23 protein-coding genes are annotated in these 25,787 nt (G+C 44.2%); 4 read left to right on the top strand and 19 right to left on the bottom strand.

Annotation, left to right across the window (positions count from 1 at the left end):
* Nucleotides 1–30: 30 nt before the first annotated feature.
* From AACH20_RS03115 to pnp, 6 genes are all read right to left on the bottom strand, one after another.
* Nucleotides 31–2,190: a ribonuclease J gene (locus AACH20_RS03115; RefSeq protein ID WP_338504065.1), complete on the bottom strand. Its 2,160-nt coding sequence runs from the start codon at nt 2,188–2,190 to the stop codon at nt 31–33.
* Nucleotides 2,191–2,332: 142 nt separating this feature from the next.
* Nucleotides 2,333–4,417 (bottom strand): YhgE/Pip domain-containing protein, encoded by a 2,085-nt coding sequence (locus tag AACH20_RS03110; protein ID WP_338504063.1) that lies wholly within the window; start codon nt 4,415–4,417, stop codon nt 2,333–2,335.
* Complete coding sequence (locus AACH20_RS03105) at nt 4,410–4,844, bottom strand: RrF2 family transcriptional regulator (protein WP_338504061.1); 435 nt, start codon at nt 4,842–4,844, stop codon at nt 4,410–4,412. Before AACH20_RS03105 ends, AACH20_RS03110 begins: the two co-directional genes overlap by 8 nt.
* 85 nt (nt 4,845–4,929) lie before the next feature.
* Entirely contained in the window at nt 4,930–5,511 is a 582-nt protein-coding gene (locus tag AACH20_RS03100) for a uracil-DNA glycosylase (protein ID WP_243804213.1), read from the bottom strand.
* Between the two features lie 60 nt (nt 5,512–5,571).
* A complete protein-coding gene (locus AACH20_RS03095) occupies nt 5,572–6,504 on the bottom strand; it encodes a hypothetical protein (RefSeq protein WP_338504058.1) in 933 nt (310 codons plus the stop codon).
* A gap of 39 nt (nt 6,505–6,543) precedes the next feature.
* Nucleotides 6,544–8,661, bottom strand: coding sequence for a polyribonucleotide nucleotidyltransferase (gene pnp, locus AACH20_RS03090; RefSeq protein WP_338504056.1), 2,118 nt, complete (start codon nt 8,659–8,661; stop codon nt 6,544–6,546).
* A 181-nt stretch (nt 8,662–8,842) separates the two neighbouring features.
* Between pnp and AACH20_RS03085 the strand changes: the two genes are divergently transcribed.
* On the top strand, nt 8,843–9,451 hold the full coding sequence (locus AACH20_RS03085) for a sortase (RefSeq protein WP_338504054.1): 609 nt from the start codon (nt 8,843–8,845) through the stop codon (nt 9,449–9,451).
* A 58-nt stretch (nt 9,452–9,509) separates the two neighbouring features.
* Here the strand turns inward: AACH20_RS03085 and rpsO are convergent, their stop codons facing one another.
* From rpsO to AACH20_RS03070, 3 genes are read right to left on the bottom strand one after another with little or no spacing between them, the layout of a single operon-like run.
* Nucleotides 9,510–9,776, bottom strand: coding sequence for a 30S ribosomal protein S15 (rpsO, locus tag AACH20_RS03080; RefSeq protein WP_129632131.1), 267 nt, complete (start codon nt 9,774–9,776; stop codon nt 9,510–9,512).
* 38 nt (nt 9,777–9,814) lie between these two features.
* Nucleotides 9,815–10,471 (bottom strand): tRNA pseudouridine(55) synthase TruB, encoded by a 657-nt coding sequence (gene truB / locus AACH20_RS03075; RefSeq protein WP_338504050.1) that lies wholly within the window; start codon nt 10,469–10,471, stop codon nt 9,815–9,817.
* A gap of 3 nt (nt 10,472–10,474) precedes the next feature.
* Nucleotides 10,475–12,169 carry a hypothetical protein gene (locus AACH20_RS03070; RefSeq protein WP_338504047.1) on the bottom strand — a complete coding sequence of 565 codons (1,695 nt, stop codon included), beginning with the start codon at nt 12,167–12,169 and terminating at the stop codon, nt 10,475–10,477.
* A gap of 157 nt (nt 12,170–12,326) precedes the next feature.
* Between AACH20_RS03070 and rpsT the strand changes: the two genes are divergently transcribed.
* Complete coding sequence (rpsT, locus tag AACH20_RS03065; RefSeq protein ID WP_376787505.1) at nt 12,327–12,677, top strand: 30S ribosomal protein S20; 351 nt, start codon at nt 12,327–12,329, stop codon at nt 12,675–12,677.
* A gap of 46 nt (nt 12,678–12,723) precedes the next feature.
* Here the strand turns inward: rpsT and holA are convergent, their stop codons facing one another.
* Genes holA through AACH20_RS03040 form a run of 5 tightly spaced genes read right to left on the bottom strand, consistent with a single transcriptional unit; the run spans nt 12,724 to nt 18,286 of the window.
* On the bottom strand, nt 12,724–13,626 hold the full coding sequence (gene holA / locus AACH20_RS03060; RefSeq protein WP_338504045.1) for a DNA polymerase III subunit delta: 903 nt from the start codon (nt 13,624–13,626) through the stop codon (nt 12,724–12,726).
* Nucleotides 13,623–14,501, bottom strand: a complete 879-nt coding sequence (gene mutM, locus AACH20_RS03055) for a bifunctional DNA-formamidopyrimidine glycosylase/DNA-(apurinic or apyrimidinic site) lyase (RefSeq protein WP_338504043.1) — start codon at nt 14,499–14,501, stop codon at nt 13,623–13,625. The genes holA and mutM overlap by 4 nt, the downstream gene beginning before the upstream one ends.
* Nucleotides 14,502–14,511: 10 nt before the next feature.
* A complete protein-coding gene (locus tag AACH20_RS03050; protein ID WP_338504041.1) occupies nt 14,512–15,159 on the bottom strand; it encodes a hypothetical protein in 648 nt (215 codons plus the stop codon).
* A 21-nt stretch (nt 15,160–15,180) separates the two neighbouring features.
* Nucleotides 15,181–17,718 (bottom strand): DNA polymerase I, encoded by a 2,538-nt coding sequence (gene polA, locus AACH20_RS03045; protein ID WP_338504039.1) that lies wholly within the window; start codon nt 17,716–17,718, stop codon nt 15,181–15,183.
* 16 nt (nt 17,719–17,734) lie between these two features.
* Entirely contained in the window at nt 17,735–18,286 is a 552-nt protein-coding gene (locus AACH20_RS03040; RefSeq protein ID WP_338504036.1) for a hypothetical protein, read from the bottom strand.
* 62 nt (nt 18,287–18,348) lie between these two features.
* Here AACH20_RS03040 and AACH20_RS03035 point away from each other — a divergent pair, with 62 nt between their 5' ends.
* A complete protein-coding gene (locus AACH20_RS03035; protein WP_129744938.1) occupies nt 18,349–18,936 on the top strand; it encodes an AAA family ATPase in 588 nt (195 codons plus the stop codon).
* Here AACH20_RS03035 and rpoD read toward each other — a convergent pair whose 3' ends face one another.
* On the bottom strand, nt 18,937–19,899 hold the full coding sequence (rpoD, locus tag AACH20_RS03030; protein WP_129636639.1) for an RNA polymerase sigma factor RpoD: 963 nt from the start codon (nt 19,897–19,899) through the stop codon (nt 18,937–18,939).
* Nucleotides 19,896–21,629, bottom strand: a complete 1,734-nt coding sequence (dnaG, locus tag AACH20_RS03025) for a DNA primase (RefSeq protein WP_338504033.1) — start codon at nt 21,627–21,629, stop codon at nt 19,896–19,898. Before dnaG ends, rpoD begins: the two co-directional genes overlap by 4 nt.
* A 53-nt stretch (nt 21,630–21,682) precedes the next feature.
* On the opposite strand from dnaG, the gene AACH20_RS03020 reads away from it, so the two are divergent.
* Nucleotides 21,683–22,294 (top strand): hypothetical protein, encoded by a 612-nt coding sequence (locus AACH20_RS03020; protein ID WP_338504032.1) that lies wholly within the window; start codon nt 21,683–21,685, stop codon nt 22,292–22,294.
* Here AACH20_RS03020 and AACH20_RS03015 read toward each other — a convergent pair.
* Genes AACH20_RS03015 through AACH20_RS03005 form a run of 3 tightly spaced genes read right to left on the bottom strand, consistent with a single transcriptional unit; the run spans nt 22,291 to nt 25,734 of the window.
* The gene (locus AACH20_RS03015) at nt 22,291–22,629 is read right to left on the bottom strand and encodes an MmcQ/YjbR family DNA-binding protein (protein WP_338504030.1); all 339 of its coding nucleotides are present in this window, start codon (nt 22,627–22,629) and stop codon (nt 22,291–22,293) included. The genes AACH20_RS03020 and AACH20_RS03015 overlap by 4 nt on opposite strands.
* Nucleotides 22,626–23,168: an oligoribonuclease gene (gene orn, locus AACH20_RS03010; RefSeq protein ID WP_338504028.1), complete on the bottom strand. Its 543-nt coding sequence runs from the start codon at nt 23,166–23,168 to the stop codon at nt 22,626–22,628. Before orn ends, AACH20_RS03015 begins: the two co-directional genes overlap by 4 nt.
* A 19-nt stretch (nt 23,169–23,187) precedes the next feature.
* Entirely contained in the window at nt 23,188–25,734 is a 2,547-nt protein-coding gene (locus AACH20_RS03005) for a helicase-related protein (protein ID WP_338504026.1), read from the bottom strand.
* Between the last annotated feature and the right edge of the window lie 53 nt (nt 25,735–25,787).

Raw genomic sequence — 25,787 nt, 5'->3', positions numbered from 1 at the left:
ATAATTCACCAGCAAAATCAATCTAGAACCCTAGTACGGGCGAGTATTCTGCCGCTCCCTGGCTTTTGTGTCATTGGCTTCCGTATCTGGTACTTGGCGCTGCGGAAAACGACGACGCGGCGTAGTCGGAAGGGTCATTTTTGACTCGCCCGAGGCGGGTCTCTTACCGCGCGCTGGCGATTTTGAAACAGAATGAGCTGACGCAGCTTCCGACTTTACAGACTTCAATCCGCCAACTTCGTTAATCACCGGAATAACAATCGGTGTTCGGCGAGTCTGATCGTACAATATATGCGTAATCTCATCTTTAATCTCTTTTTTAATCACATCCAAATCATATTTGCCAGAAAAACTACGTGCCGCTTTTTGCTTCAAGTATTGGCGAATCATATTCATCAACTCTTCAGAGTCGCGCAAGTAAATAAATCCGCGAGAAATAATGTCTGGGCTAGTTAATAATCGTCCTGTGCCGCGCTGTACGGTCAGCACCACAACAAACATTCCCTCTTGCGACATGTGAATGCGATCTTTCAGCACAACCTCAGAAACAATCGCGCCAGTATCATCATACATCACACCGCCAACATGAATTCGCCCAGCCTTCTTTGCTTGCCTTTCAATATCAATCTCAATAATATCTCCAGCATCGCACACAAAAATATTCTTGCGAGGAATTCCACATTCCTTTTCCGCCAATCTGGCATTATGCACCAACATATGGAATTCACCGTGAATTGGCATATAGTAAGTTGGGTTAAGCGCGTTGATCAATTTGACATGATCGTCATAATAGCCGTGACCTGACAAGTGCAGCGGACCGACACCTGTTAAGTGGGTTTTACCATTCTGAATAACATCAGAACCTTCACGCATCAGACCGTCAACCGTTCGCACCACGCTTTTTTCATTGCCAGGAATTGGATTTGAGCTAAACACTACAACGTCCGAGCCCTTAATCTTCATATATTTATGAGCACCCGTCGCCATGCGATTTAAGACAGCATTAAACTCACCTTGCGATCCAGTACAAACTACGGCAATTTGATTATCTGGCAATTTAACAATATCTTCCATCTTCATGATGGTGTCTTTAGGAATCTTAATCGTCCCCGAACGCAACGCCACTTCCAGGTTTTGAATCATCGAGAATCCAGCAAATGCCACCTTGCGTCCGTGCTTATGCGCCTCTTCTAAAATTAATTGCAAGCGATGCACCTGCGATGAGAAACAGCTTAAAATAACTCGACTATTACTAAACTTGTCCATCACCTGACCGATGGAATACTGAATATCAAACTCTGTGTGCGTGTGTGTGCCAGCCGACTCACAGTTGGTCGACTCGTTCATGAGCATCAAAATGCCTTCTTTTGAAGCCACATCCGTAAGTCGCTCAAGGTCAAACTTTTGACCGTCAACTGGACTTTCCTCAAATCGCCAGTCACCAGAATCGACAATCACACCCATTGGAGTTCGAATAATCACCGCCGTAGAATCAGGAATTGAGTGGTTAACTCGCACCAACTCGATTGAAAAATGCTTAGAAACTTGAACAATTTCGTGACTCAGCGGATCCATCACTCGATAATCTGGCTTAAAATCCACTTCTGAATCGTCCATCGTTCGATCAAGCATGCCAATCGTAAACTTAGAGCCATAAACTGGCGCTGGAATACGATGAATGAAGTGACGGAACGAACCAATGTGGTCAAGGTGTCCGTGCGTAAATACGTGTGCCTTAATTTTATGCTTATTCTCTTCCAGCCAAGTAATATCTGGCGTGATGTAATTGATGCCTGGATAATCACTGCCCGGGAACAAAAAGCCCATATCTACGATGATAATTTCATCATCATATTCAATGGCATTCATATTCTTACCAATTCCCATTTCGCCCACGCCACCAATCGGAATAATGCGCAGTTTCGGCTGACCGCCGCGAACAGGTTTTGGCTGCATTTTGGCGCTAAATTGCTCACCACCATATCCGTTGTAAACCGACTTATTTACAGGAATATCAATCAAGTGCTGTGAAGCCCTGAGATTAACGTTCTCGCTCGTTCGTCGCTGAGCTCGGAAAACCTCACCCTTACGAGTAGTTGTGCTATTCAAAACTGCATTGTTGCTTTTCTTTGACTGCGGACGCTTATTGGCGTCATCTTTTTGCGGTGTTGCTAGTCGCCGCTGACCCATATTGTTATACTCCTTTTTTATTACAATATAATTCAAAAACCAGGTATAGAGGTGAACTGATGTAAATTCCTCTAGTTAGTACTCTTATATTAGCAAACCGCTCATTTTTTGTCAAAGAACAATGTTTTATAACAGAGGTCAATTAATCATCGCCATCCACCGACGTGTGTGCGAATTTACGCTTACCACGATAAGTGAAGAAGCCGATTGTCAATAAATTAGCCACCAACAAAAATCCAACCAAAACCCACATACTGCCGCCGTAAAATGCGTTATCTAGCCCACCCGAAATAGCCTGGCGCAATGCGCGAATCGAGTAAGTCATCGGCACTAGCGGATTAATTGCTTGGAAGAATCCGTTGGCGGTTTGGATTGGGAACGTTCCCTCGCTGGAGCCCAATTGAAGCACCAAAAGAACCATCGCTAGGAATCGCCCTGGATTGTCCAAAACAATTACCAAAAGCGACACAATCGACATATACGCAAACGACGTCAGATAAATTGCCCCGATGAAATGCGCTGGATGCTCTGGAGTTAGCCCTAAGAAAAACACCATCACCAGCATCAAAATCGTTGCTTGCATAAACGCCGCCACGCCAGCCACCGAAGCTTTAGATAACCACCAACGAATCGCACTTTCCTGTTCAGAAAAAGTTTTGCGGATCGGATAAATAACGTTCAGAACGAGTGCCCCAACGAACAAACTTAGCGACAAAACATACGGCGACAAAGCGTAGCCATAATTCGGAACATTGCCCTTTTCGGTCATTTCCGACTTCACTGGATTTGCAATTTGCTGTTGAGTCGTAGCACCAGTTGGTTGAATTTTTATGCGATTAGAAGCGTCCGCCAATTTATTCGCTAGCGTATCTGCGCCGCTTGCTAGTTGCGAAGTTCCATCAATCAACGCACCCGAGCGGCTTTCTAACAAACTCGCACCATTCGCCAATTTTTGACTGCCCGATTTTGCTTCGCTTAAGCCGTTTGTTAAGCTTGCTGAGCCCGCCAATAATTGATTGTTCGCGAATCGCACGCTGTTATAGCCGTTAAATGCGGTGATTGCGTTTGGCGCCAATTGATTCACGCCGTTATTTAATGCAGAAACTCCAGCCTGAAGTTGCGTTTGTTGTGCTGATAGTTGCTGTTTTAGAGTTTGAAGATCTTCATGTAGCATCCCCATCTGCACGATAATTGGCTGAGTTTTTTTAAGTGCCTGAGAAATACTGCTAATTTGTGGCAAACTTATCGTCGTAGAATCGCCACCAGAAGCGGCTGCTTGCGCGCCCAAAATCCGCAAAGTATCGCCCGCCGTCAACAAGTCGGACTCCGAATCTTTCATTGTTTGCACCAAAGTTTGCGCGTCCGTTTCTACCTTGTTTTGTTGAGCCACGAGCGCTGGCGATGGATTCCTCACGCTGGCGTTTAACTGATTTATGCCCGATTGCAATTGCTTCATACCGTCAGATAATTGCGACAATTGAGATTCGGTCGGCAAATTGTTCGACAATTGCCCCAATCCCGCCTGTAATTTATGAGAACCGTCGCTAAGTTGCGCCAATCCGCCAGCCAAGGATTGCTGGTTTACTGCCAACTGTTTAACGCCACCAACGTATGTTTGTGTGCCAGATTGCAATCGCCCTAATCCGTCGTGCAAAGTTGACGCGCCGTTAGCCGCCGTGTCCAGCCCCATTCCAAGCTTGTCCAAATTCTCCAAAATTCCCTTAGCGTACGCCTGAGTGATTTGCTCAGACACCGAAGATTTGACCTTGGCGGCAGCTTGATTACTGACTAGCGAACCTATGTAGTTTTTCGCTGGCGTGGTTGTAAAATTAATAACCGCTTGCTGAGGTTCAGATTTGGTAATTGACGCCACTTTCTGCGAAAAATCGGACGGAATAGTTACCACTGCATAAAAATGCCCGTTATTCACACCTTCGTCTGCTTGTTGTTTGCTAACAAACTCCCAGCCCAAATCGTGATTATCTTTCAGTTTTTTCTCGACAGATTCGCCTACATTCAGCGATTTGCCATTTAAGCTGGTGCCCTTATCTTCATTCACAAACGCCACCGGCAAGTTTTTTGTTTGTCCGTATGGATCCCAAATTGAGCCTAGGAAAAATCCACTGTATAAAATCGGGATAAACGAAATCACAGCCATGGATATCAGCAATATTTTATTATTAAACAAATGCTTCCACTCGGCTCGTAACATCTTATTTTTAATCATGCGTAACCTCCTTTGCTACATCTTCCAGTGTCACAGTTTTCAAATATTCACTCCACTTTTCCTGCGCTTCAGAAAAAACCTTTTCTATCATATTCATGCCAATTTCCACCTGACGAGGACGCGATTGAAAAACTCTCTCAACAATTCCCTGAGGTTGGAAAAATGGCGATTCTCCCTCAATTGCAAGGACAACATCATGCAACGTAACTTCGTTCATTTTTCTTGCTAAAATAAATCCGCCGCCAGTTCCTTGCGTTGAAGTGATTAGCTTTGCTATTACCAATTTCCGACTAATTTTCTTCAAGTACGTCGGCGAAACCAGCATCTTTTCCGCCAGCGCATCATTAGTTACCGGCGTCGTCCTTTTCGGATCCGCCAGAATTGCCATAATGCAGCACGCCTGTTCAACAGCTCCCGATAATCTCATACAAATCCTTTCTCGACTTAGATATAATAGATATCGACTATCCACTATACTACGTCTGGAAAACTTTTGCAAGAAAATAGTCTAATTAAGCGCCGCTATTATTCTTCACAAATTCCACAGCCTGAATAAAATCGTCAATTAAAGTCTGACGCATACCGCCGTTATAAAGCGCAGCGGCTGGATGATATAGAGGAATGACCACAAATTCTAGATCATGTAGACGCACTTTACGTGGACGACCGTGTTCTTTACTGATCTGCAATCCCGGAATAAACCCGCCGCCGCTGTGTCGCCCTAAGGTCAGAATGGCCTTTGGCTGGATAATCTCTAATTGTCTGAGTAAATATGGCCAAAATTGTCGCTTTTCCTCCGGCAGTGGGTCGCGATTATTTGGTGGACGATATTTAACAATGTTGGTAATATATACATCTGAACGTTGTAGATTAGCAGACTTTAGCATCTCATCAAGGAATTTTCCCGCAGCGCCAACGAACGGCTTGCCCTGCAAATCTTCATTCTTCCCCGGCGCCTCGCCAATAAAAACGATATCAGCATCAGGATTTCCATCGCCCATAACAAGCTGTGTCGCCTGATCCGCCAAATCCGAGCAAACCTTCTCTTTTACAATTTCTTCCGCCAACGCATCCAATTTAGCCTGCTTGTCCATATATTTATTTTATCAAAAAACGCCCCGCAAGAAACGAGGCGCTTCTGATATTTATCAGAACTATTTATTTACCTTGTCTGCCAATATAGTTCCTAGGTCGTTTAATTCATCGCGAATTTCACCCTCTTCTGCCAGCTTCTGTATTCCCGATGTCCATTCATTAATAGGCTTCTGAATCGCGGTAAGACTGTCATAAAATTCACTCATATAGTTGGAATTATACTTTTTATAGTCAGCCTTCATCTCCGCAACCTTCGGCAACATTTCTTCGATTTTTTCTAGCTTGGCAGTAAAATCTCTAATAAACTTTTTATTAGTTTCATTCTTAGCGTCAACATTCTTAAGATTCTGTCGAGTCTTCTTAATTGTGCTTTCTACGCTAGAAAAGTTAGAGCTATTTCTGCCGTCAGAAAATTCAATTATCACTGGCATAATCTTCTCGTATACTTCTCCAAAAGCATCTACGGCTGTATTGAACTTTTCTAGTTTGCTCTTCAGAGCCTCATACTTTTCGCGAACCTCTTTGTCACCAGTGACGGCCTTCATTTTACCTATCTCGGTCAATCTGTCGTTAATTTCGCTCTTTGTTTTAGCGAGCTTATCACGATTGGATTTCAATGAAGTCTCAGTTTCTGAAGTGGAGATATACGAAAGCGACGAAGCCGCCTTATTGTATATCTCAATTGTCTCGTTTAACTTTTCTCCAGCAGCTTTATAATCTGCCTTGCTTGGACCACCTAGCAACAAGACGGCTAGGACTACACCAACGATAATTACGACTAGCCCAATTATTCCGCCGATGATTCCCCACATGACACCTTTGCTCATTTTCTTTTTTGGTGGCATTTGGTATGGGGTTCCCACGACTGGCTGTTGTGGGAATTGTTGTTGTGGCTGAGGCTGCTGAACCTGTTGGAATTGTGGCTGTTGTGGAGCCTGCTGGAATTGCGGCTGAGGCGGCACTTGAGGTTTGTTGTTATTACTATTGTCCATAAATTTCCCTCCTAAAATTACGCTTTCGCTATTATATATTTACAAACCAATCATCGTCAAATTGATCTTACCGCGCTCGTCAATTCCAGTAATTTTCACGCGAACAGTTTGACCTTCTTTCACGACATCAGTCACTTTTTCAACTCGACGTTCTGCCAATTTTGAAATATGAACCATTCCGTCAACACCAGGAAGTATATTCACAAACGCGCCAAAATCTTTAATGCCAACAACTTTACCTTCGTAAATCTTACCAACTTCTGGTTCCTCAACCAGACTCTTAATCCAGTTCATAGCCTTTTCAATCGACATGCCGTCTGGGCTAGCTACAGTAATCAAACCATCTTCCTTAATATCGATCTCAGCGCCAGTTTCCGAAGTAATCTTATTGATCGTCTCGCCACCCTTACCGATAATCACGCCAATCTTATCTGGATCAATCTTAATCTTCTCAATTCGTGGCGCATACGGACTTAGCGATTCACGAGGTTCTGGAAGAATGCTGAGCATATGTTCCAAAATGTGTGCGCGTCCCGCTTTGCTCTGCTCGATCGCTTGACGTAAAACCGCCACCGGCAAACCATGAACTTTCATATCCATTTGAAGAGCCGTAATACCTTTTGAAGTACCAGTAACCTTAAAGTCCATATCTCCAGCAAAGTCCTCGGCGTCAGCGATATCGCTCAACACATACGGAGTATCGCCATCCATCATCAAGCCCATCGCAATTCCACTCACGGGAGCCGAAATTGGCACGCCAGCGTCCATCAACGCCAAACAGCTAGAACAAGTCGCCGCCATTGAAGTTGAACCGTTCTGACTCATAATCTCAGTAACTGAGCGAATAGCGTATGGAAAATCCTCTTCAGTTGGTAAAACTGGAAGCAAAGCACGTTCCGCCAAATATCCGTGACCAATTTCACGTCGACCTGGACTGCCCATTCGCTTAACTTCGCCAACCGTATAGCCCGGCGCATTGTAATGATGCATATAACGTCGCTCACCATCGGTAATTTCCATAGTGTCAATCAATTGCGAATAACTCAGTGGCGCCAAAGTCACAATATTCATTCCCTGAGTTACGCCACGCGTAAACAAGCTGGAACCGTGAGCGCGCGGCAAGAATCCAACTTCCGAGCTGAGCGGACGAATCTCGGTCAATTGTCGACCGTCAGGACGAACTCGCTCGGTAACAATTCCCCGGCGGACATCTTTATGTAAAGCCAAAGTAAACGCTTCGTCATAATCGCCACGAACTTCGCTATATTCTTCCTCATCCAGCCCCAATTTTTCCGCCATAGCCTCATGGAACTCGGCACGAATTTCGCTAATCATTTCATTACGCTTTGGATATGGGCGACGAATTTTCTCACCAAATTTTCCATCAACCCACGCGTTAACTGTTTGCTGAATTGATTCATCTGGCAAAATTAGATCATATTCCTGCTGTATTGGCGCAACTTTTTCCGCCAATTCGCGTTGCAAGGCAATCGCTGGCTGCATCATCTGGTGAGCCCACGCCATCGCATCAACAATAACGTCCTCCGAAACTTCTTTAGCGCCAGCCTCGACCATTGTTATACCGCTTTCAATACCAGCCACAACCAAATCAAGATCTGACTTTTCGCGCTCTTCTGGAGTCAAGAACGCCTTAAATTCGCCATTCACTCGACCCACGCGCAAACCAGCCACTGGACCATCAAACGGCGTGCCAGTTAACATTAACGCACTAGACGCAGCGATCATCGCAATCACATCTGGGCGGAAACTCGGATCCATGCTCAAAACAGTTGCAACAACTTGAATTTCTTGTCTATAACCCTTCGGGAAAAGCGGACGAATCGGACGATCAATCAATCGACCAATCAACACAGCTTCATCGCTTGGACGACCTTCACGCTTGATAAATCGGCTGCCAGAAATCTTACCTGCGGCATAAAACTTTTCTTCGTAATCAATCGACAACGGAAAATAATCCAATTGCACTGGACGAGAACTAACCTGAGCGCTACCCAAAACTACAGTGTCGCCATAGCGCACCAAAACACTACCAGTCGTCCTAAAGCCGACGCGATTCACTTCTAAAGTCAGCGGCCGACCACAAAAATCAGTGGTAACACTAAAAATCTCCTTGCCGCTTGGATTGATAATACTCATAAAGAGCTCCTTTCTTGCGGTAGTAACAGGGATGAAATTACTTGGCAATTTAGTCGTCTCATCTCTATCACTTCCGCGTTACAAATTGCTCCTTATATTATACTAAAACCTCAGCCCAAACACCAGCCGCGAGCGCACTTAACATAACCCTATTAACAGATGAGTATGCTATAATTTATTCATGTCACTTCAGCTAGATTCAGTAAAAAATCGCCAAAAAAACTGGAAAAGCTATATCTTAACTATAATCGCAATCTTAATGATTCTTGGCGGAGTTTATTTGCTTGTTCTCATCAGCACGCCCCTTATTTTGTCGCAAAACATAAATCCAAAAGACAACCGCACCACTCAGCTCATCACTAAAACCGAGAATAAAATTACCGAAAATCGACTTTATATTCCGAAAATCGATATAAATCTTCCCTATGCCACTGGTGGCGCCGAAACAATGGAGCGCGGCGCATGGTGGCGAAAACCAGAAAACGGCAACCCAAAAGATGGCGGCAATTTCGTCTTATCTGCACACCGTTTTATTATGGGCCTAACTCCTCAACAAACACTCAGAAAATCGCCTTTTTATAATATCGATAAATTGACTGTCGGCGATGAAATTATCATTGACTATAACGGCGTGCGTTACAATTACGTCATCAGCGAAAAACAAAGCGTTAAACCAGATGCCGTGGAAATCGAACAGCGCACAGATCAGCCGCAATTAACTCTTTATTCCTGCACTTTGGGCGGTGCAAACGACGGACGAGATGTGATTATCGCCAAATTGAAAAAATAGCCAGGACAACAAAAATCCCCTTTTCGTCAAAGGGGATTTAAGCAGTTTTTAACGTAAATTATTTACGCAAACCTAATTTGGCAACAACTGCTTTGTAAGACTCAAAATCAGTTCGCTCCAAATATTTCAGCAAACGCTTGCGCTTACCAACCATTTGGATCAAGCCGCGACGAGCCATGAAGTCGTGCTTATTCGCCTTCAAATGCTCTGTGACTTCTTTGATACGAGCCGTCAAAACTGACACCTGAGCTTGTGGGCTACCGACGTCGTTTTTATTGACCTGAGTCAAAGCAATTGCTTTCGCTTTATTCTCTTTGCTAATCATAGCTCTGTAATTATACCAAGCTTCTCTGTTTTTTGCAATTAGCTAGTAATTCCAAAGTCCGCCAGAGTCTTTGCGGCGTCAATAGAATAGTCGGCAATTTTCGTACGACGCAAATTCTCACAATACGCGCCCGTCCCCAATTTCTCGCCAATGTCCACCGCTAACGTTCGAATATAAGTTCCGCTTGAAACGTGAGTTCTGATCTTTAATTTGGGATATTCGTATGCTAATAACTCCAACGAGTAAATTTCTATCACACGCTTAGGAATCTCAACTTGTTTACCTTCGCGCGCCAATTTATACGCTCTTTCGCCGTTAATTTTTATCGCGCTAAAAATCGGCGGCGTCTGTTCAATTTTTCCTACAAATTGACTAACCACCTGCTGAACTTCTTCCAAACTTGGCTCATAATCAGACACATCGGTAATTTCGCCTTCTGGATCACCCGTTGAACTATTCTTGCCCAGAATAATTTCCGCCTCGTACCACTTATCCAACTTAGTGAAAGTTTCAGCTTCGCGGCATTTCTTTCCAGTCACAATAATCATTAGCCCAGTAGCAAACGGATCAAGCGTACCTGTGTGACCAACCTTCACCTTCTTTCCCGCCTGATTAGATAAAACTCGCCGCAAGCGCGCCACTACCCCAAAGCTAGTCATTCCCTGAGGCTTGTCTATGAGAATCACTTCATCCATCAACTATTGTCCTGGAATGTGAAATTGCGCTGGATTGAAATCTGCGTTTTGAGCTGGCTGAGTTGGCATCGCGGTGATCGGCGCAGGTGCTGGAGCTTGCGGAGCGGATGCTGGTTCAGGAGCCACTCCTAGCGGTGCAATCTGTGGCAATCCATTTACATCAACACCTGTAGGCGCTGGCGGCATTGGTGGCAAAGCGCCGAAATCTGGCATCGCTGGTGGCATTGGCAAATCGAAACTTGGAATGCTATTTTCAGGATTTGTTATTGCTGGCTCAATTGGCGCAATCGGCTGACTCGGAGCTGGCGCTACTGGATTATTCAATTGATTCATGTCGTTAGTAATTGCCGAAATAATTGACTCTTCAGATTGCGGCGCAACAGGTATCGTCGACAATTTTTGCTCAGCGGCGTTAGTTGTAGCAAACGGATCAATCTTTGGTGGTTCATCAGACGCGCCCATAGCCGCATTTAACGGAGTATTGCCAAACGACGGCGTATTATCACCCACATATTTACCGTGCGTTAAGATGGTTTTATTCTGATCGCTAGCCAATTCCCTAATCTTATCCTCGGCAGCCTGTGTAGTCGTTGCGTTCAGAGTGCCACCCATCAGCGGAGTTTCCTCAAAAGAAAGTTCGCCCTTTGAAACTATTTTTTCACTAGGATTTTCTTCCCCAACTTGTGGCTCCTCCTTTATTGGCTCAATTTTAGCCAATTTCTCTTCAGCAATCCTAGCAGACTCTTCTTGCTTTTCCTTTGCTGTTTGTTCGGCTACTTCATCAACATCGCCCTTCTTTTCGTGGCTAATCGACAAAGTTCCGTCCGCGTGTACAGTTTCCTCATCTTTCTCCGCTTCTTCAGTTTTATCCTCTGAAGCTTCTTCTTTTTCTGGAGATTTTTCTTCGATCTTTTCAATCTTCTGCGGCTTGTCCTCTACTTCGCTCTCTGCAATCTTTGAAACCACCAATTGCTGATTTGCGCCGGCCGCCATAAGTTCTGCGGCTGTAGTCATAACCTTTGATGATGTATTTCCATTACTAAATCGGTCAGTTACTGCAACAATTCCCGTAAGCAAAGCCGTCGCCATCTGCTCATCCAGAGTCACCTTCGGCGTCTTCAGATCATCAAGAAGCTCAACAACCATTTCACTCACACCACTCGCGTTAGATTCGTGCCAATCAACAGAACCCAGACCACTCTTTACATCGCCCGCTGTTATAGCCACAACTGTAGCATCATGTAAAATCTTACCGTGTGCCGTTAATGCCGTATCAATACTTTCACTATTTTCAACATTTAGCGCCAGAACTAGCTCAACGTTATAATCACCCTGTGAAAATTCCAAGTCTTTATCGGTAATTGTCGTACGATATGGCGTAATGAAAATCTTTACGGCGTCGTCAACAACTTTATAGCGTAAATGATCAGCCTTCTCTTTATCTAAAGCAATAATAAAATCACGTAAAGAATCTGCGGTCTGCTCAAACGTCTTATCAGGATTCAAGAACGTAATTGCTGGCGGAATGTCGCCGCTAAACACAGCCGTAGCGTGCTTCCCTAGCTTATTGAGGAAAATCGTCAATCCTAATGCTGCCGACAATTCGTCGACTGACGGACTAGAACTCACCGTCACTAAAATATTAGTTACATCCTTGATGCTCTGGATTACTTTTTGCTTTGCTGATCCGTTTGACATGATTTTTCCTATGTTTGTTTTGTAATTACGCTTGGCATCACTATACCATAAGCAGTACCATAAAGTCAATATCTAAGCCAACTCTTTACAATTTATGCTATTTTCTGTATAATTCTTCCTGATTAGCGATACAAATCTATAGAGGTAAAGGAGAAACATGCCAATCATCAAATCCGCCATCAAGCGTGCTAAACAAACCTTAAAGCGCCGCGAGCGAAACATCAGCATTAAAAAAGACATTAAGACTGCTGTTAAAGCTTTCTCTACAGAACCAAGCGCAAAGACTCTTGCTGCAGCACAAAGCGAAATCGACACTGCTGTTAAAAAAGGCTTGATTAAGAAAAACACTGCTGCTCGCCGAAAGAGCGCATTGAGCAAAATTGCTAAAAAAGCAGGTGTTACATTAGAAGCTACTAAAAAACCAGCCGCAAAGCCAGCAACAGCAAAGAAAACTGCCGCTAAAAAAGCTCCAGCAAAGAAGCCAGCTGCTAAGAAATCTGAAAAATAATCTGTAAAGATTACTAGAAAATACCCCGGAATTAACTGGGGTATTTTTATTTTCCAATTCCGACCAGTGCCGCCTCCACAGGCAGCCACGGATTTACAGAAGTTGTTTTCATTTGCAAGTCTGCCCGAAGTAGCGCGTCATTTATCCTTTTCAGTTTTTTCTTATCGACACCTTTTGCTGAAGATGCTAATTTTCGTAAAACATACGGATTAGCCGAAAAATCCGAAGCCACCAACTTACTGTCGCCGTCAGCCAAAACCAACGCCGTCAAGTTAGTTGCCTGCGAGGCAAGCAATCCCATTGTCTGATAAGCGCCATCAACACCACTTTCCGACTCCAAATAGCTAATTATGTCGTGAACCTTATCATAATCACCCGCTAGCGCCGAAACGAACAAATCAAACACATTTTCCGATCTCGCCAAAGGTATAAAGTTGTCAATTAAATCATCCGTCACTTTTTCCGCCAGCGACAATTGATCCAAAAAATTACTCAATCGCAACTGATCAAATCCCAAACGATCGACAATTATCTCTGCTTGACGATTCGTTAATTCACACTCGCGAACCTTCGCCTCCGCCACGCACCACTTTAAAAGCTGCGGTTTTTGACGATCACTAAGCGGTGAAAATTCCTGAACTTTGGCATTTTTCTGCAGCCACTTATACGTTTTCGTTCGCTTATCAATTTTATCTTCCACCAAAATAATCGTCCTGTCATCATCAAACTTCATATCTGGAAGCTGCGACCAAATCTCAGAATTTTCGCTCAATCTTGAAATCAAATACACCGACGAGTTCATAAACAGCGTCTGCCCAATTGCTATTTCCTGCATTCCAGCCAGCGTCAACTCTTCTCCATCATGTCGCGCCGCTTTTTCGTTGCCGATCAGCTTAGCAATTGCCCGCCGTTTCTCGAATTCATTTTCGCCGTAAAAAAAGTAAATCATTTGATTTCCACCTGGCAGACTGGACAAATATGCGTACCGCGTCCAGAAACCTTCATCTTTACAATCTCTTGGTCAGGATGCCGATGGCACGGCTGGCCTTCCCGACGAAATACATGCGCAAATGACAGATAATTACCTTTTCTGCCTTCAGCGTCAACATAATTTTTATCCGTCGAGCCGCCCTGATCAATGCTCAATTGTAAAATCTGACGCAGTTCGTTAAACAAATCTTCCAATTGGTCATCACTAACATTTTTGACGCGCGTCTGAGGGTGAATTTTCGCAGCCCACAGAGCTTCATCGGCATAAATATTACCAACCCCAGCGATCACCGACTGATCAAGAAACGCCGGCTTTATCATTGAATTTTGCCGACGACGAATTCGCTTAATAAAGTCATCCGCCTCGGTTTTTTTATCGAGCGGCTCTGGTCCAACCTTTTGCATAAATGGCAAATTTTCTATCTCATCAGTCGGCATCAATTTCATCCAGCCAAACTTACGCTGATCATTGAAAAACAGACGTGAACCATCCGTAAAATCAATTTGCACTCGTGTCGATCTATCAGGCAATTCACCGATCAAACTATCATTCGGATGACCACCAGCAAAACTATTAGCCCCACGAAAAATCAATTGGCCAGTCATCTTAAGATGTATCACCAGCGAATAACGCGTATCAAGATCAATCATCAATACTTTCGCGCGACGCCGCACCGCCGTTACGTGCGCACCGTATAAAAATTGCTGAACGTCTGTGGGTGAATTCGGAAAGCTTTTTGGCGAATCAAATACCGTCGCTCGCACAACAGCCTGACCTGGCAGCAAATCCGCCAAGCCGCGACGAACTGTCTCAACTTCGGGTAGTTCTGGCATTCGGCAAGTCCTACAGCTTAAACAAAGCTTCTTCTTGGCTTAGGCCAATTCCAGCCGCCATTTTCTTGCCGTCAGGAATTTGCTTCAAAAACATATCCAAAATCTCGTTTACATTAGCTTGCGCCGAACCCTTAGAGCCACTACAATCCGACGTCCACAAACTTTTCACAACGGAATTGTCCTTCAAAGTTTCGAATTTGTAAATTTTACCGCTAGCACAAATCCCCCGCAAATCATTTTGCTGCTCGGTTAGCGGTGTGCCTTCCATCATTTTTCGCTTATCAAGCGCGTAAACCAGCTCCGTATAAGCCTTGCTGTTATTGTCCAATTTTTTCTCTGCAATCGGCTTATCCAAATAGCCCTCGTACGTCGTCATTTCGCGAGATTCTGGCGAAATAGTGATGCTATATGAGCGGAAATTCTCGTTCGCTACAATTGGTCCGCGTACCGTCAATCGAACTGCGCTTCCCGCGTCCGTCGACAACAAAGCAACTTGTCCTACGTTAACATTCTGATCTGCTGTTTGACCTGAATCATTTTTACCAAATAATGCTCGACCAATCGCAATAACCGCTGCTACCGCCACTACCGTGATAACAATAACCAGCAAAATTGGCACAAATCGAGAAAATGAATTTCGTCGTTGAGTGTATTTCATGGCATAATTATACCATATTTTCTATACTTCACCCCAATTTGCGCCCGTGCCAACATCAACCTTCAACTTAATTGGCAATTCTGGACAAACGCCTTCCATTTCCGCTTTCATAATCTCGCTGACTTTCTGGACGTCTTCAGGTTTGCATTCCACCAAAATCGAATCATGAACCTGTAAAATCGCATCAGCTAAGTCCGACAATTTATCCTCCAGCCGAATCATCGCTAATTTCATCAAATCCGCTTCTGTGCCTTGAATTGGCATATTCATCGCAGCTCTTTCCGCCGAAGATCGCACCATAAAATTGCTCGATTTTACATCAGGCGTTGGTCGTCGCCTGCCAAAATACGTTTCAACAAAACCCTGTTCCCGCGCTTGAGTTAGAATTTTATCCAAGTACTGACGAATCGGCTTTCGTACCTCAAAATAATGATCAATAAACTTTTTCGCCTCTGTAAATGACATTCCCGTAGCCGCCGCTAAACCGTGCGGGCTCATTCCGTAAAGTACACCAAAATTGATCACTTTCGCTGCTCGACGCTGAGATTTGCTCACTTCGTCAATCGATATTCCGTATGTTTCCGCCGCCGTTTTTGCGTGAATATCAACATCGCTATTAAAGTCTTCGATCAACTTCTCGTCGCCTGCCAACACAGCCGCCAGCCTCAGCTCAAATTGTGAATAATCCGCACCGACAAAAACTTTGCCATCACTCGGAACAAACGCCTGGCGAATTTTCCTACCCAGTTCAGTCCGTACCGGAATATTCTGTAAATTCGGATTTGTACTACTCAGTCGCCCCGTGCTGGTTACATCCTGATTGAATGTAGTGTGAATTCGCCCATCAGTCGCCATCAATTTTGGTAACGCCTCAATGTACGTGCTGATCAATTTGGTCAATTCTCGATATCGCTCAATCAACTCGATAATCGAATGTTGTCCGCGTAATTTGTCCAGCTCTTTTTGACCTGTTGAATATCCAGTTTTTCCCTTTTTTATGCCCGCGGTTGGTAATTGCAATTTGGTAAACAAAACCTCAGAAAGTTGCGCTGGACTAGACGCGTTAAACTCGTATCCAGCCATGGAATACATTTGTTGTTCAAGCTCGCTAACTTCCGCCGCCAGCTCATCGCCCATCTGTTTTAATAGCGCATCATCCAATTTCATCCCGCGTTTTTCCATCTGGAATAGCGCCCAAATTACTGGAAAATCAAACTCGTAAGCCACACGCGCAATTTGTGAATTGTTCGACATGTAAACTTTTTGTTCACGATAAATTTTATGCAAGCGAGCCAATTGATAAGGCGCGGAATTGTCGTCAGAAAAATCACCAGACAGCGCATTCAAACTACGGTCGCGCTTCAGCGGATCAATTAAAAACGCCGCCTGCTCAACGTCCCAAACCTCATGAAAACGCACCGCCACGCCATGATTATCCAGCGCGTGATATAACCGTTTGACATCCGCCGCAATCACAATTCCCTGCGCCAGTAATTGCCACATAGATTGACTAATTTCGCTAATTTTCGCCGTCCACGCTGACTCAGGATTTGAGCTTATGTAAATTACGTCAGGCTCCGACGAATCGATATATATTATATTTTCCGCCTCAAACATCGGCATATCGGGCAATTTTTCAATTCGTGGAATATCCAACTTCGGTTCTTCTTTTTTCTCATTTTCCGCAATTTGCATTGTTTTTGGCAATCGTCCAATCAGCGATTGAAATTCTAATTTCTGCAGAATTTCCGTTACTCGCGTAAAGTCGCAATCATTCACGTCCGCCACATCCCAATTCAGCTCAATCGGCGCATCAGTCCAAATTTCCGCCACTTGCTTGGTCAAATATGCCGACTCGCGACCATTTTCCAGCTTCGTTCGCAAAGCGCCTTTTTGCTCATCCAAATGCTCATAAACTCCGTCCAGCGTTTCATATTCTTGCAATAATTTCACTGCCGTTTTCTCACCAATTCCCGGCACTCCCGGTAAATTGTCACTAGAATCACCCTTCAAAGCCTTCAGGTCTAAAAACTGCTCCGTCCGAATACCATATTTTTCTTCAAAATATTCCGCCGTGAACTCCTCGATATTCCTTAAACCATTTTTCATGGCGTAAACCTTGGTCATTGGTGATATCAATTGCAATGCGTCCAAATCCGACGTTATCAAGCACGTTTCAATTCCGCGAGATTCCGCCTGCCTGGCAAACGCACCCATAATATCATCCGCCTCGTAATCATCAATTTCATAAAGCGGCCAACCAAATGCATCAAGCAACTCGTGTAAAATCGGTATTTGCTGATAAAAGTCATCTGGTGCTGGCTTGCGACCAGCTTTATATTCTGGATATAATTCCCGCCGCTTGCGAATATTTGTGCCTCGCTTATCCCAAGCTACCGCCACATAATCCGGCTCTAATTTCTTAATTAACTCAATTGCCAAACTGACAAATCCGTACACTCCGCCAGTCGGAGTTCCGTCAGCCATCGACAATCCCGGCATAGCATAATAACCTCGGTAAAACACCGACTTTCCATCAATAACCACTAGACGCTTCATACTTCTATTGTAGCATTTAAGCGGCTATCGTCAGAGAATTGATTATTGACGCTTCAGCAAGTTTCTTCTGGGCTCTTTCGTGCTTCTCGTACAACCTCTTGCGCTCCTCCAGATAGCTATAACAATGGACATACTCAATCACTCCATCGTCATTAAAGAACACGGTTATAGTCTCATCTCTACCGTCATCTGGTCCAACAAAAAACTCATAAGAGGTTTTATGGCACCCAGGGTAGCGATCAACCTCAAGCTCTTTTATGAAAGCATATCTAAACTCATCTTCATCATTGAGTATCTTATATATTTGATATCGATCCTTTGGTTCACATGAAGACGTCGCAGAATTTTCCCAAATCATCCAAATCTGCCCATATTGATCCTCGATAGGCTCGCTAATAAGCCTCTGCCATTTCTCGCTACCATCTGGGTTACGATCAAATTTCGATTCCAATTTCTCAATCTGAGCAGCTATATGTTCATTTTCTGTTGGATTTTCTTGACCCTTAATATCAAGGTCAGAAGGAGAATTCTGAGGTAACTCTTCAGTATGTCCATGAAGTGTTTCCATAATATGTAACTTAAAGATACTCTCTATTTGGAAGAATGTCAACAAATTGTTAAAATTAGTACATGACACAACCATACGCAAAAATTATCGCCCTGGTTGGATTGGCGGGCAGCGGCAAAAGCTCAGCTGTCGAATATTTGACAGAAAAAGGATTTCCAAAAATTTACTTCGGTGGCGTTATTTATAAAGCCATGGACGAGGCTGGAATTGAAAAAACTTGGGACAATCAACAACAATTTCGCGAAGAAATTCGTCGCCGTGAGGGCAAAGATTTCGTAATCAAACGCGTCATAAAAAATATCCACGACTTAATAAACGCTGGGCAAAATAAAATCGTTTTGGACGGATTATACACTTGGAGTGAATATAAATTCCTTAAGCACGAATTTCCTGGACAAGTTGTCGTTATTGCTATTGTTACACCAAAATACCTCCGTTATCAACGAATGGCTAAGCGCATAGAGCGCCCAATGCAACCACACGAAGTCGATCAGCGCGACTGGTCAGAAATCGAGAATTTGGAAAAAGGTGGACCAATTGCTATTGCTGATTATTTCATCATTAACGACGGTAGCCTCGAGCAATTACACCAAAAAATAGACGCCGCAACTCACGACGCCCATTTTTGTAAATCGCCCGAACAGTGTTAATTAGTCCAGATATTCGTAAAGTTTTTTCGCGTCTTTGTGTTTGCGAAGTTTTGCTAGCGCCTTAGCTTCAATCTGGCGGATTCGCTCGCGCGTAACCGCAAATTCCTGACCAACTTCTTCCAAAGTGTGATTTTTCCCATTGTCCAAGCCAAAACGCATTCGAACAATTTTCTGCTCGCGATCACTCAAACTTGATAGAATTTCCTGAACTTGCTCTTTTAATAATTGATTTGAAGCGGAATCTTCTGGTGAAACCGTATCTTCATCAACGATAAAATCTTGCAAGACTGAATCGTCATCTTCACCATCACGACCAACACCAGCGTCCAGAGAAGAAATATCCTGTTTAATCTTAATGACGTATTCAATTTTCTCTGGTTCCATATCCAGCTCTTTAGACAATTCTTCAATTGTCGGCTCACGATTCAATTCCTGTGTCATTCGTCGCTGAGTACGCAGCAATTTATTGATCGTTTCCACCATGTGAACTGGAATACGAATCGTTCGCGCCTGATCAGCAATCGCACGCGTAATCGCTTGACGAATCCACCAAGTCGCATAAGTCGAAAACTTAAATCCCTTATCTGGATCAAATTTCTCAACTGCGCGCAAAAGTCCCGTATTTCCTTCTTGAATCAAATCCAAAAAGTCCAAGCCACGACCAGAATAACGCTTAGCAATTGACACCACCAAACGCATATTCGCCTCAGCCATCTTATCCTTAGCCTTTTTATCGCCTTCAACAATTCGGCGCGCCAAGTCCATTTCTTCTTCAGAACTAAGTAATGGAATTTTACCGATTTCGCGCAAGTACAGTCTGACTGAGTCATCCGACACGTCGTCCAAATATTGCCCAGTTGTCAACGAATCCAAATCTTCCGATTCTTCTTCGTCTATAAGCGTTGGATCAAAATCATCATCTTCATTTAAGTTTACTGGCTTCGTCGTGATATCGTCGCTCACATTTTCTCCTTAATCAGATTATTTAGGCTCTGGCGCAAATTCTGAGACAAAACCTCATCGCCCGACGCCTCGGCCTCTCTAAGCTGCGTTAATAGTTGATTCTTTTTGTTTTCGCGATGTTTGATTGTTATCTGTCTGACTAGCCGAGCCATCTCTTCGTCTAAGCTTTTTTGCTCCCAATTGGCGTAACGACTTTCACTTTTCAACTGTACTATTTTCACATACTGTTCGATTTTTTGCAAGTCCAGCGGAACCTCGTCCAAATCCGCGTCTGGATTTTTCCGCAAATAGCCAATCAACTGCCGCGCATTGTCATCATCCAACATTTCGCCAGAAACCGCCGCCAACCAACGCCGCACGGATTTTTCACTCGCCGCCAGCCCCGCCAGCATATCTTCAGTTTCATCCTGAATTGGAGTTGGTTTTTCTTTCTCAATTTTCGCCTTTTTCAATTGATGTTCAGCGACTTTTTCATTCGACAATTTTGCCTTCAGCGCGGTAATTGACGCGCCAGTTTTTTCAGAAATCACCGACAAATAATGCTCTTGTTCCACCGGATCTTTCAAGCCTCGGACAATTCTCAGCGCAATGGTCGAAAATCTCCGCTTGCCTTCCGCCGACTTCAAATTCTCCATTTCCGCGTATCTGGCAATCACCCAATCCACCGCTGGCTGAGATTTATCAATCGCCGCCTGCCAAAGCGCTGGATCTTTTTGGATCAATTCGTCTGGATCTTTGACGCCATCAGGCAAACTCACCACTTCCAATTCCACACCGACTTCCTGCGCCAAGTTGATTGCCCGCTCCGTCGCGTTAACTCCCGCTCGATCGCCATCAAACGCCAAGCGAATCCGCCCTGCCAATCGACTAAGCGACTTCAAATGTTGCGTCGTCATCGCCGTTCCAGAAGTAGCGACAACGTTTTTGACTCCCGCTTGATGACTGCTAATTACGTCCAAATTGCCCTCAACAATAACCGCCACATCGCTTTTTCGAATCGCTTCTTTGGCTTGATGTAAACCAAAAATATGTCGCGACTTATCGAATAGCAGCGTTTGCGGCGTGTTCAAGTATTTTGGCGCGCGCGGATCGTCACGAATAATTCTGCCCGTAAATCCCACAACTTCGCCATTGCCGTCACTCAACGCCACCATCATTCGCCCACGAAACAAATCGCCACCAAACCTATTCGACAAGCCAGCGTCCGCCAATTCCTGCCTAGAAAATCCTCTTTTTTCCAACGCTTTCGTCAACGTGTCACCATTCTCCGGCGCATAGCCAATCAAAAAATCACCAATTGTTTGACGATTTAATCGCCGTTTTTTAACCACATAATTTAACGCTGTCGAATTTTTTACCAAATTCTGCTGATAAAAATTAGCTGCTAATTTCAGTGCTTCTCTAGCTCTGGCACGACGCTTGGCTGTTCGTCCGTCACCATTAGAAAACAAAGTCAGATCAACGCCCGCCTTCCGAGCCAAATGCTCCAGCGATTGACGAAAATCCATTCCTTCCACCATCATCACAAACGTAAAAATATCGCCACCTTTTCCAGAAGAAAAATCGTGCCAAATCTGCTTTTCTGGACTGACCATAAAGCTTGGAGTTCGCTCGTCGGTAAACGGACTTAAACCCTTCAAATTGCGCCCCGCTCGCTTCAACTGAACATACTCACCAATCACATCCTCGATGTTCAGTCGCGCCCGCACTTCTTCTTTGGCATCATTCATATTTTTATTATATCACTCTTTACCTCTGTTATTGTTTGTGGTTAAATAGAAATATGTATCCTGACAATTTGAACAACCAACCTCAAGGTATCGATTATCTGAATCAAATTGCCACACCTCCGCCAGCGGAAGGTTTTGATAAAAAAACCAAAATCATCATCGCTATTTTGAGCTTTATCGGCTTGATAACCCTAATCGCGATATTCGTTTTTTCACAAGATTCCATGCCGAACGCCAACCCGTCACAAGTTGCAGCGCGCGTTAATAAGTTATTCACTATTTCCAAAAAATACAATAATAAGTTCCGGTCGACCAGTCTGCAGACCACCAACAGTTCTCTGGTTGCAGTGCTGACTACTGCGGATGCCTCAATGGGCGAAGCGCTCCAAGCAACCGGTATCAATTACAAGGAGAAACAGAAGGACATCCTCGCTCTAGATCCGTCAGAAAAATTAGAGAAAAAATTGGACGAAGCCCTTCTGAACACGCAATTGGATATTACCTATGCCCATGAGATGAATGTGCAAATAACAGACACAATCAACATGATGAAAAAGGTGTACAAGTCCACCAAGTCAAAAAAGATGCGCGAATGGCTAGTAAAAACTGCTGGCGATTTAGAGAATATTCAGAAGCAGATCAATCAAATCATTAAAGCAGATTAAGCTTCCGAGACTAATCGATAGCTCAACCTCACCAAATCAAAGACCTCTTCGTCAGTCAATTGACCTGAACAAATAATTGTATTCCAATGCTTCTTGTTTAAGTGATAGCCTGGTAAAACCGTTTCGTATTTTTCTCGTAAATTCTGCGCCAACAACGGATCGCATTTTAGGCTTACTCTGAGAGGCTTTGAACCTTCCGTCACCAATGCTACCATTTTCCCTGTACCGTCATTATCTCGACCAAATTTATACACCGCAACATCCTCGCCAAACGGATAATCCAGCCATACGCCCGGCAAGCTTAGGATAAATTCTTCAAATTGTTTATGTGTCATACCTTTACCTTTTTCAAATAATATTCAAGTTCCATAATGCTGCCGCGGATGTCTTCCAACGCTCGATGATCTTCTGGCTTGGCGAATTTCTTACCGTATTTGCCTTCAAATACCACCTTCCACGCACTCACATCAAGCACACGATAATGTAGTTTTTTTGACAACGTCGGCCACCATTGGTCAATAAATCGCCTATCTTGATGAATTGAATTACCTGCTAACAAAATCTTCGTTTCACCCGTAAAATGCTCATCACAAAACGCCAACAATTCGCGTTCTATTTCCGCCAAAGGCTTGCCCGATTCATTCTGCTCCTCCAGCCCGCGTCGCGCTTCCGGATGCTCATTCCAAAAACCAGCATTTCGATCTAACAACTTAGCCAGCTTTTCCGAATCATGGCGCACAATTCCTTCATACGTCGCAATTTCCTTAAAATTCCAATCAGTCACAATTGCCGCCACTTCCAAAATCTCATCACGCACTGGATCTAATCCAGTCATCTCCAAATCCACCCATAAAATCTTTTTCGCCTTACTCATACTATCTATTATACACTCGTTATCTGTTTATCTGACCATAAAAAGCTTCTTGCTGCTCGCTCGTTAACACATTCTGCACTTCAGCCCAAACCTTAGCCTCCGCCTCATGGACATTGTGACTATTTACCGCAGACCCGTCTAGGACCTGATGCAATTGACCCTTGGTGATAACTCGCTGATGTTGTAAATCAAACAATACTCTTACTTGTTTATTAGCCTTGTTTTTCATTGCGTCCACTATCAGCGCGATTTGCTCATCTGTTATGGCGGGGATTTTTTGCTGCCGCTCTGGACCGAGTATCAGTGAGCCGACTTTCGGCCGCGTCACACGAACCAAGTCACCATTAGGAGCAACTCTATCACCAAGGGATTCAGACACAGCGCTGCTACTCAAGGCTTGAGCAACTTGATTCTTGGTTACTGGTAAAATTGTGTTGAGTGTGTATCGACGACCATCACGCGTATCATACCACCACGGTAAAGCCAGGGCCAACTTCAACGCCTCCGAGCCCATACGTCGCACTAAGCTGTGCGAACTAATTTCATACTCAGAAATACCACGTTCGCCAGTATGAACATTCTTGTATTGATTAACCGTTGTTCGTCCAATGCGCCGACTACCAGCTTTGGTATACAATAATTCCTGAAACCCGCGCACCAAAGCCACCGATATATTGTGTTTTTCCTCGCTGTTTAGTTCACCCATGTTGATATCGTTTGGATTAACCGACAGGCGCCGACATATTTTATTAAATTGATAGTGAATATTATCCGCCTTATTGGGATCAATACCATTAGTCAGGTAGACGTCATTGTCAGTACGACAGCCGTCATAAATCTCTCTGGTTTTCAAAAAAGCATCGTATTCGGCAAAAAAGTCATCTGTTGTATCGGGGCTGACAAATTCCTGGAACAATTCCTTTGGTTGATGCCAGGCGGCAAAGCCACCACCCGAGACGGAGGCTGCCATGGCCGATAATGCCAACACTTCACGTAAGCTTCCCCCATTCTTAATCATTTCTGCTAATGACCGAGAAAGTTCTGGCGACAATGATAAACTATCCATAAACTCACCAATTTTTGTGATCTGCCCTTCTCCATCAATTGCTTCCAGGGTTTCCAGCAAATCGTACGACTCTTGAATAACTTTTTTACTAGCAACAGGATGCATCAGGTATCGGTTCAGATCCTCAAAATTACCATTCAGATGGATAGCCGACAAAACGTTGCGCACAATATTCGTGTGATATATCTCCGGTGGAATATGCTGTTCGCGGGACGCAATATCATAAAATCCTTTCAGCTCATCTGGCAAATAAATCTTATCGTAAGATATCGGACGAGCCAATACAAACTTAGCGCCATCAATATCACGACCGCCCCGCCCCGCCTGCTGCATCAGCTCTGCTTGAGTACACAATCGAGGTGGCAACCCCTCCGTGCCCTCTTCACCAATTTCTTTACTCTTCGTCAGTCCATTTGACAGCACCAAATCAACCTCGGAGATGGTAATACCAGACTGTCCAGCCGAGGTCGAAACGATGACAAACGACTCATCTTCTGCTGGTTTGGCAGTAAAAATCTCTCGGCGCACGGCTTCTGATATGCCAGAATGTAGTTTGAAAAATCGTATTTTCCCGGATTGATGGCGAGTATGACGTTTGATTGACGCAATGGTCTCATCAATACTCCTCACGCCTTCAACAAAGATTAGTGATTTTTTCGAGTCCTTACCATATTCAAGGTAAGCTTCGGATACGGTATTCACCTTATCTTCTTCAATATCAATATCATGCGGCCGACCCTTAATGGTTACGACTGGTAGTTCTGACCCATTAATATCTTCGTACATCGCCTGAGAAACTTCTGTATCAGGCGTGGCACTAGAAAAAGCCATATGCCATTTGCCGGTATTCTCTATCGATTTTGCCGCCAGAGCGGTAGCAAATTCCATCTCCAAATTGGCTTCATGTATTTCATCAACCAGGATAAGCGTCTTCTCGTCCTGCCAGTCGCTAGAAAATTGTTCCAGCTTTTTCGTAAACGTTGCTGGAGTCATGAAACAGAGCCTAGTGTCCGGCGTCGCTTCAGTGGCACGTCCGTGAATCTTGCCCACCAAGTGATTAGGATATTGTTCGCCAAGCTGTTCACGCAAACTCTTCTCGACATATTCAGTAACATTATCGACAATAACCCGCCGCGGCATCAACACCACGACACGATCAAACCGCTCCAGTGCATACTGAGCAGTTTGTGTCGTTTTACCACTACCCGTCGGTCCGCACAACCAGGATATTTTACTTTCCGATAATGTGTCTAATATCTCTGCTTTGTGCTTATATGCAGGTAGTTTTTTGTCACCAAGATCATAGTCAGCAAAAGGAGTTTCCGGTAGTTTACTGTACCGTTCCCGCAATTCTTTTAAACGCTGTCGCCTCTGTTCGGGCGGTTCACCATAACTATACGACGGTTGACTGGATCTTTCAATATTTCGACTCAATAAATGGCTACTGCTAGGTTCTTGCGATCTACGTAAATAGCCCGGCCGCCGAACTCCATCTTTCACACTACTCTCTCCTTTATACTCACATTGTAGATAGGAGAAAGTAAAATAGCAAA

The organism is Candidatus Minimicrobia sp. QA0096 (assembly GCF_963967315.1).
Lineage (GTDB): Bacteria > Patescibacteriota > Saccharimonadia > Saccharimonadales > Saccharimonadaceae > Nanosynbacter.
Note: the sequence above shows the minus strand (reverse complement) of the source record. Positions and strands in the feature narration are given on the sequence as shown.

Bases quoted from the DNA above. Each gene is read 5' to 3' on its own strand.
- AACH20_RS03115 (WP_338504065.1), bottom strand. From the start codon at position 2,190: ATGGGTCAGCGGCGACTAGCAACACCGCAAAAAGATGACGCCAATAAG.
- AACH20_RS03110 (WP_338504063.1), bottom strand. From the start codon at position 4,417: ATGATTAAAAATAAGATGTTACGAGCCGAGTGGAAGCATTTGTTTAAT.
- AACH20_RS03105 (WP_338504061.1), bottom strand. From the start codon at position 4,844: ATGAGATTATCGGGAGCTGTTGAACAGGCGTGCTGCATTATGGCAATT.
- AACH20_RS03100 (WP_243804213.1), bottom strand. From the start codon at position 5,511: ATGGACAAGCAGGCTAAATTGGATGCGTTGGCGGAAGAAATTGTAAAA.
- AACH20_RS03095 (WP_338504058.1), bottom strand. From the start codon at position 6,504: ATGGACAATAGTAATAACAACAAACCTCAAGTGCCGCCTCAGCCGCAA.
- pnp (WP_338504056.1), bottom strand. From the start codon at position 8,661: ATGAGTATTATCAATCCAAGCGGCAAGGAGATTTTTAGTGTTACCACT.
- AACH20_RS03085 (WP_338504054.1), top strand. From the start codon at position 8,843: ATGTCACTTCAGCTAGATTCAGTAAAAAATCGCCAAAAAAACTGGAAA.
- rpsO (WP_129632131.1), bottom strand. From the start codon at position 9,776: ATGATTAGCAAAGAGAATAAAGCGAAAGCAATTGCTTTGACTCAGGTC.
- truB (WP_338504050.1), bottom strand. From the start codon at position 10,471: ATGGATGAAGTGATTCTCATAGACAAGCCTCAGGGAATGACTAGCTTT.
- AACH20_RS03070 (WP_338504047.1), bottom strand. From the start codon at position 12,169: ATGTCAAACGGATCAGCAAAGCAAAAAGTAATCCAGAGCATCAAGGAT.
- rpsT (WP_376787505.1), top strand. From the start codon at position 12,327: ATGCCAATCATCAAATCCGCCATCAAGCGTGCTAAACAAACCTTAAAG.
- holA (WP_338504045.1), bottom strand. From the start codon at position 13,626: ATGATTTACTTTTTTTACGGCGAAAATGAATTCGAGAAACGGCGGGCA.
- mutM (WP_338504043.1), bottom strand. From the start codon at position 14,501: ATGCCAGAACTACCCGAAGTTGAGACAGTTCGTCGCGGCTTGGCGGAT.
- AACH20_RS03050 (WP_338504041.1), bottom strand. From the start codon at position 15,159: ATGAAATACACTCAACGACGAAATTCATTTTCTCGATTTGTGCCAATT.
- polA (WP_338504039.1), bottom strand. From the start codon at position 17,718: ATGAAGCGTCTAGTGGTTATTGATGGAAAGTCGGTGTTTTACCGAGGT.
- AACH20_RS03040 (WP_338504036.1), bottom strand. From the start codon at position 18,286: ATGGAAACACTTCATGGACATACTGAAGAGTTACCTCAGAATTCTCCT.
- AACH20_RS03035 (WP_129744938.1), top strand. From the start codon at position 18,349: ATGACACAACCATACGCAAAAATTATCGCCCTGGTTGGATTGGCGGGC.
- dnaG (WP_338504033.1), bottom strand. From the start codon at position 21,629: ATGAATGATGCCAAAGAAGAAGTGCGGGCGCGACTGAACATCGAGGAT.
- AACH20_RS03020 (WP_338504032.1), top strand. From the start codon at position 21,683: ATGTATCCTGACAATTTGAACAACCAACCTCAAGGTATCGATTATCTG.
- AACH20_RS03015 (WP_338504030.1), bottom strand. From the start codon at position 22,629: ATGACACATAAACAATTTGAAGAATTTATCCTAAGCTTGCCGGGCGTA.
- orn (WP_338504028.1), bottom strand. From the start codon at position 23,168: ATGAGTAAGGCGAAAAAGATTTTATGGGTGGATTTGGAGATGACTGGA.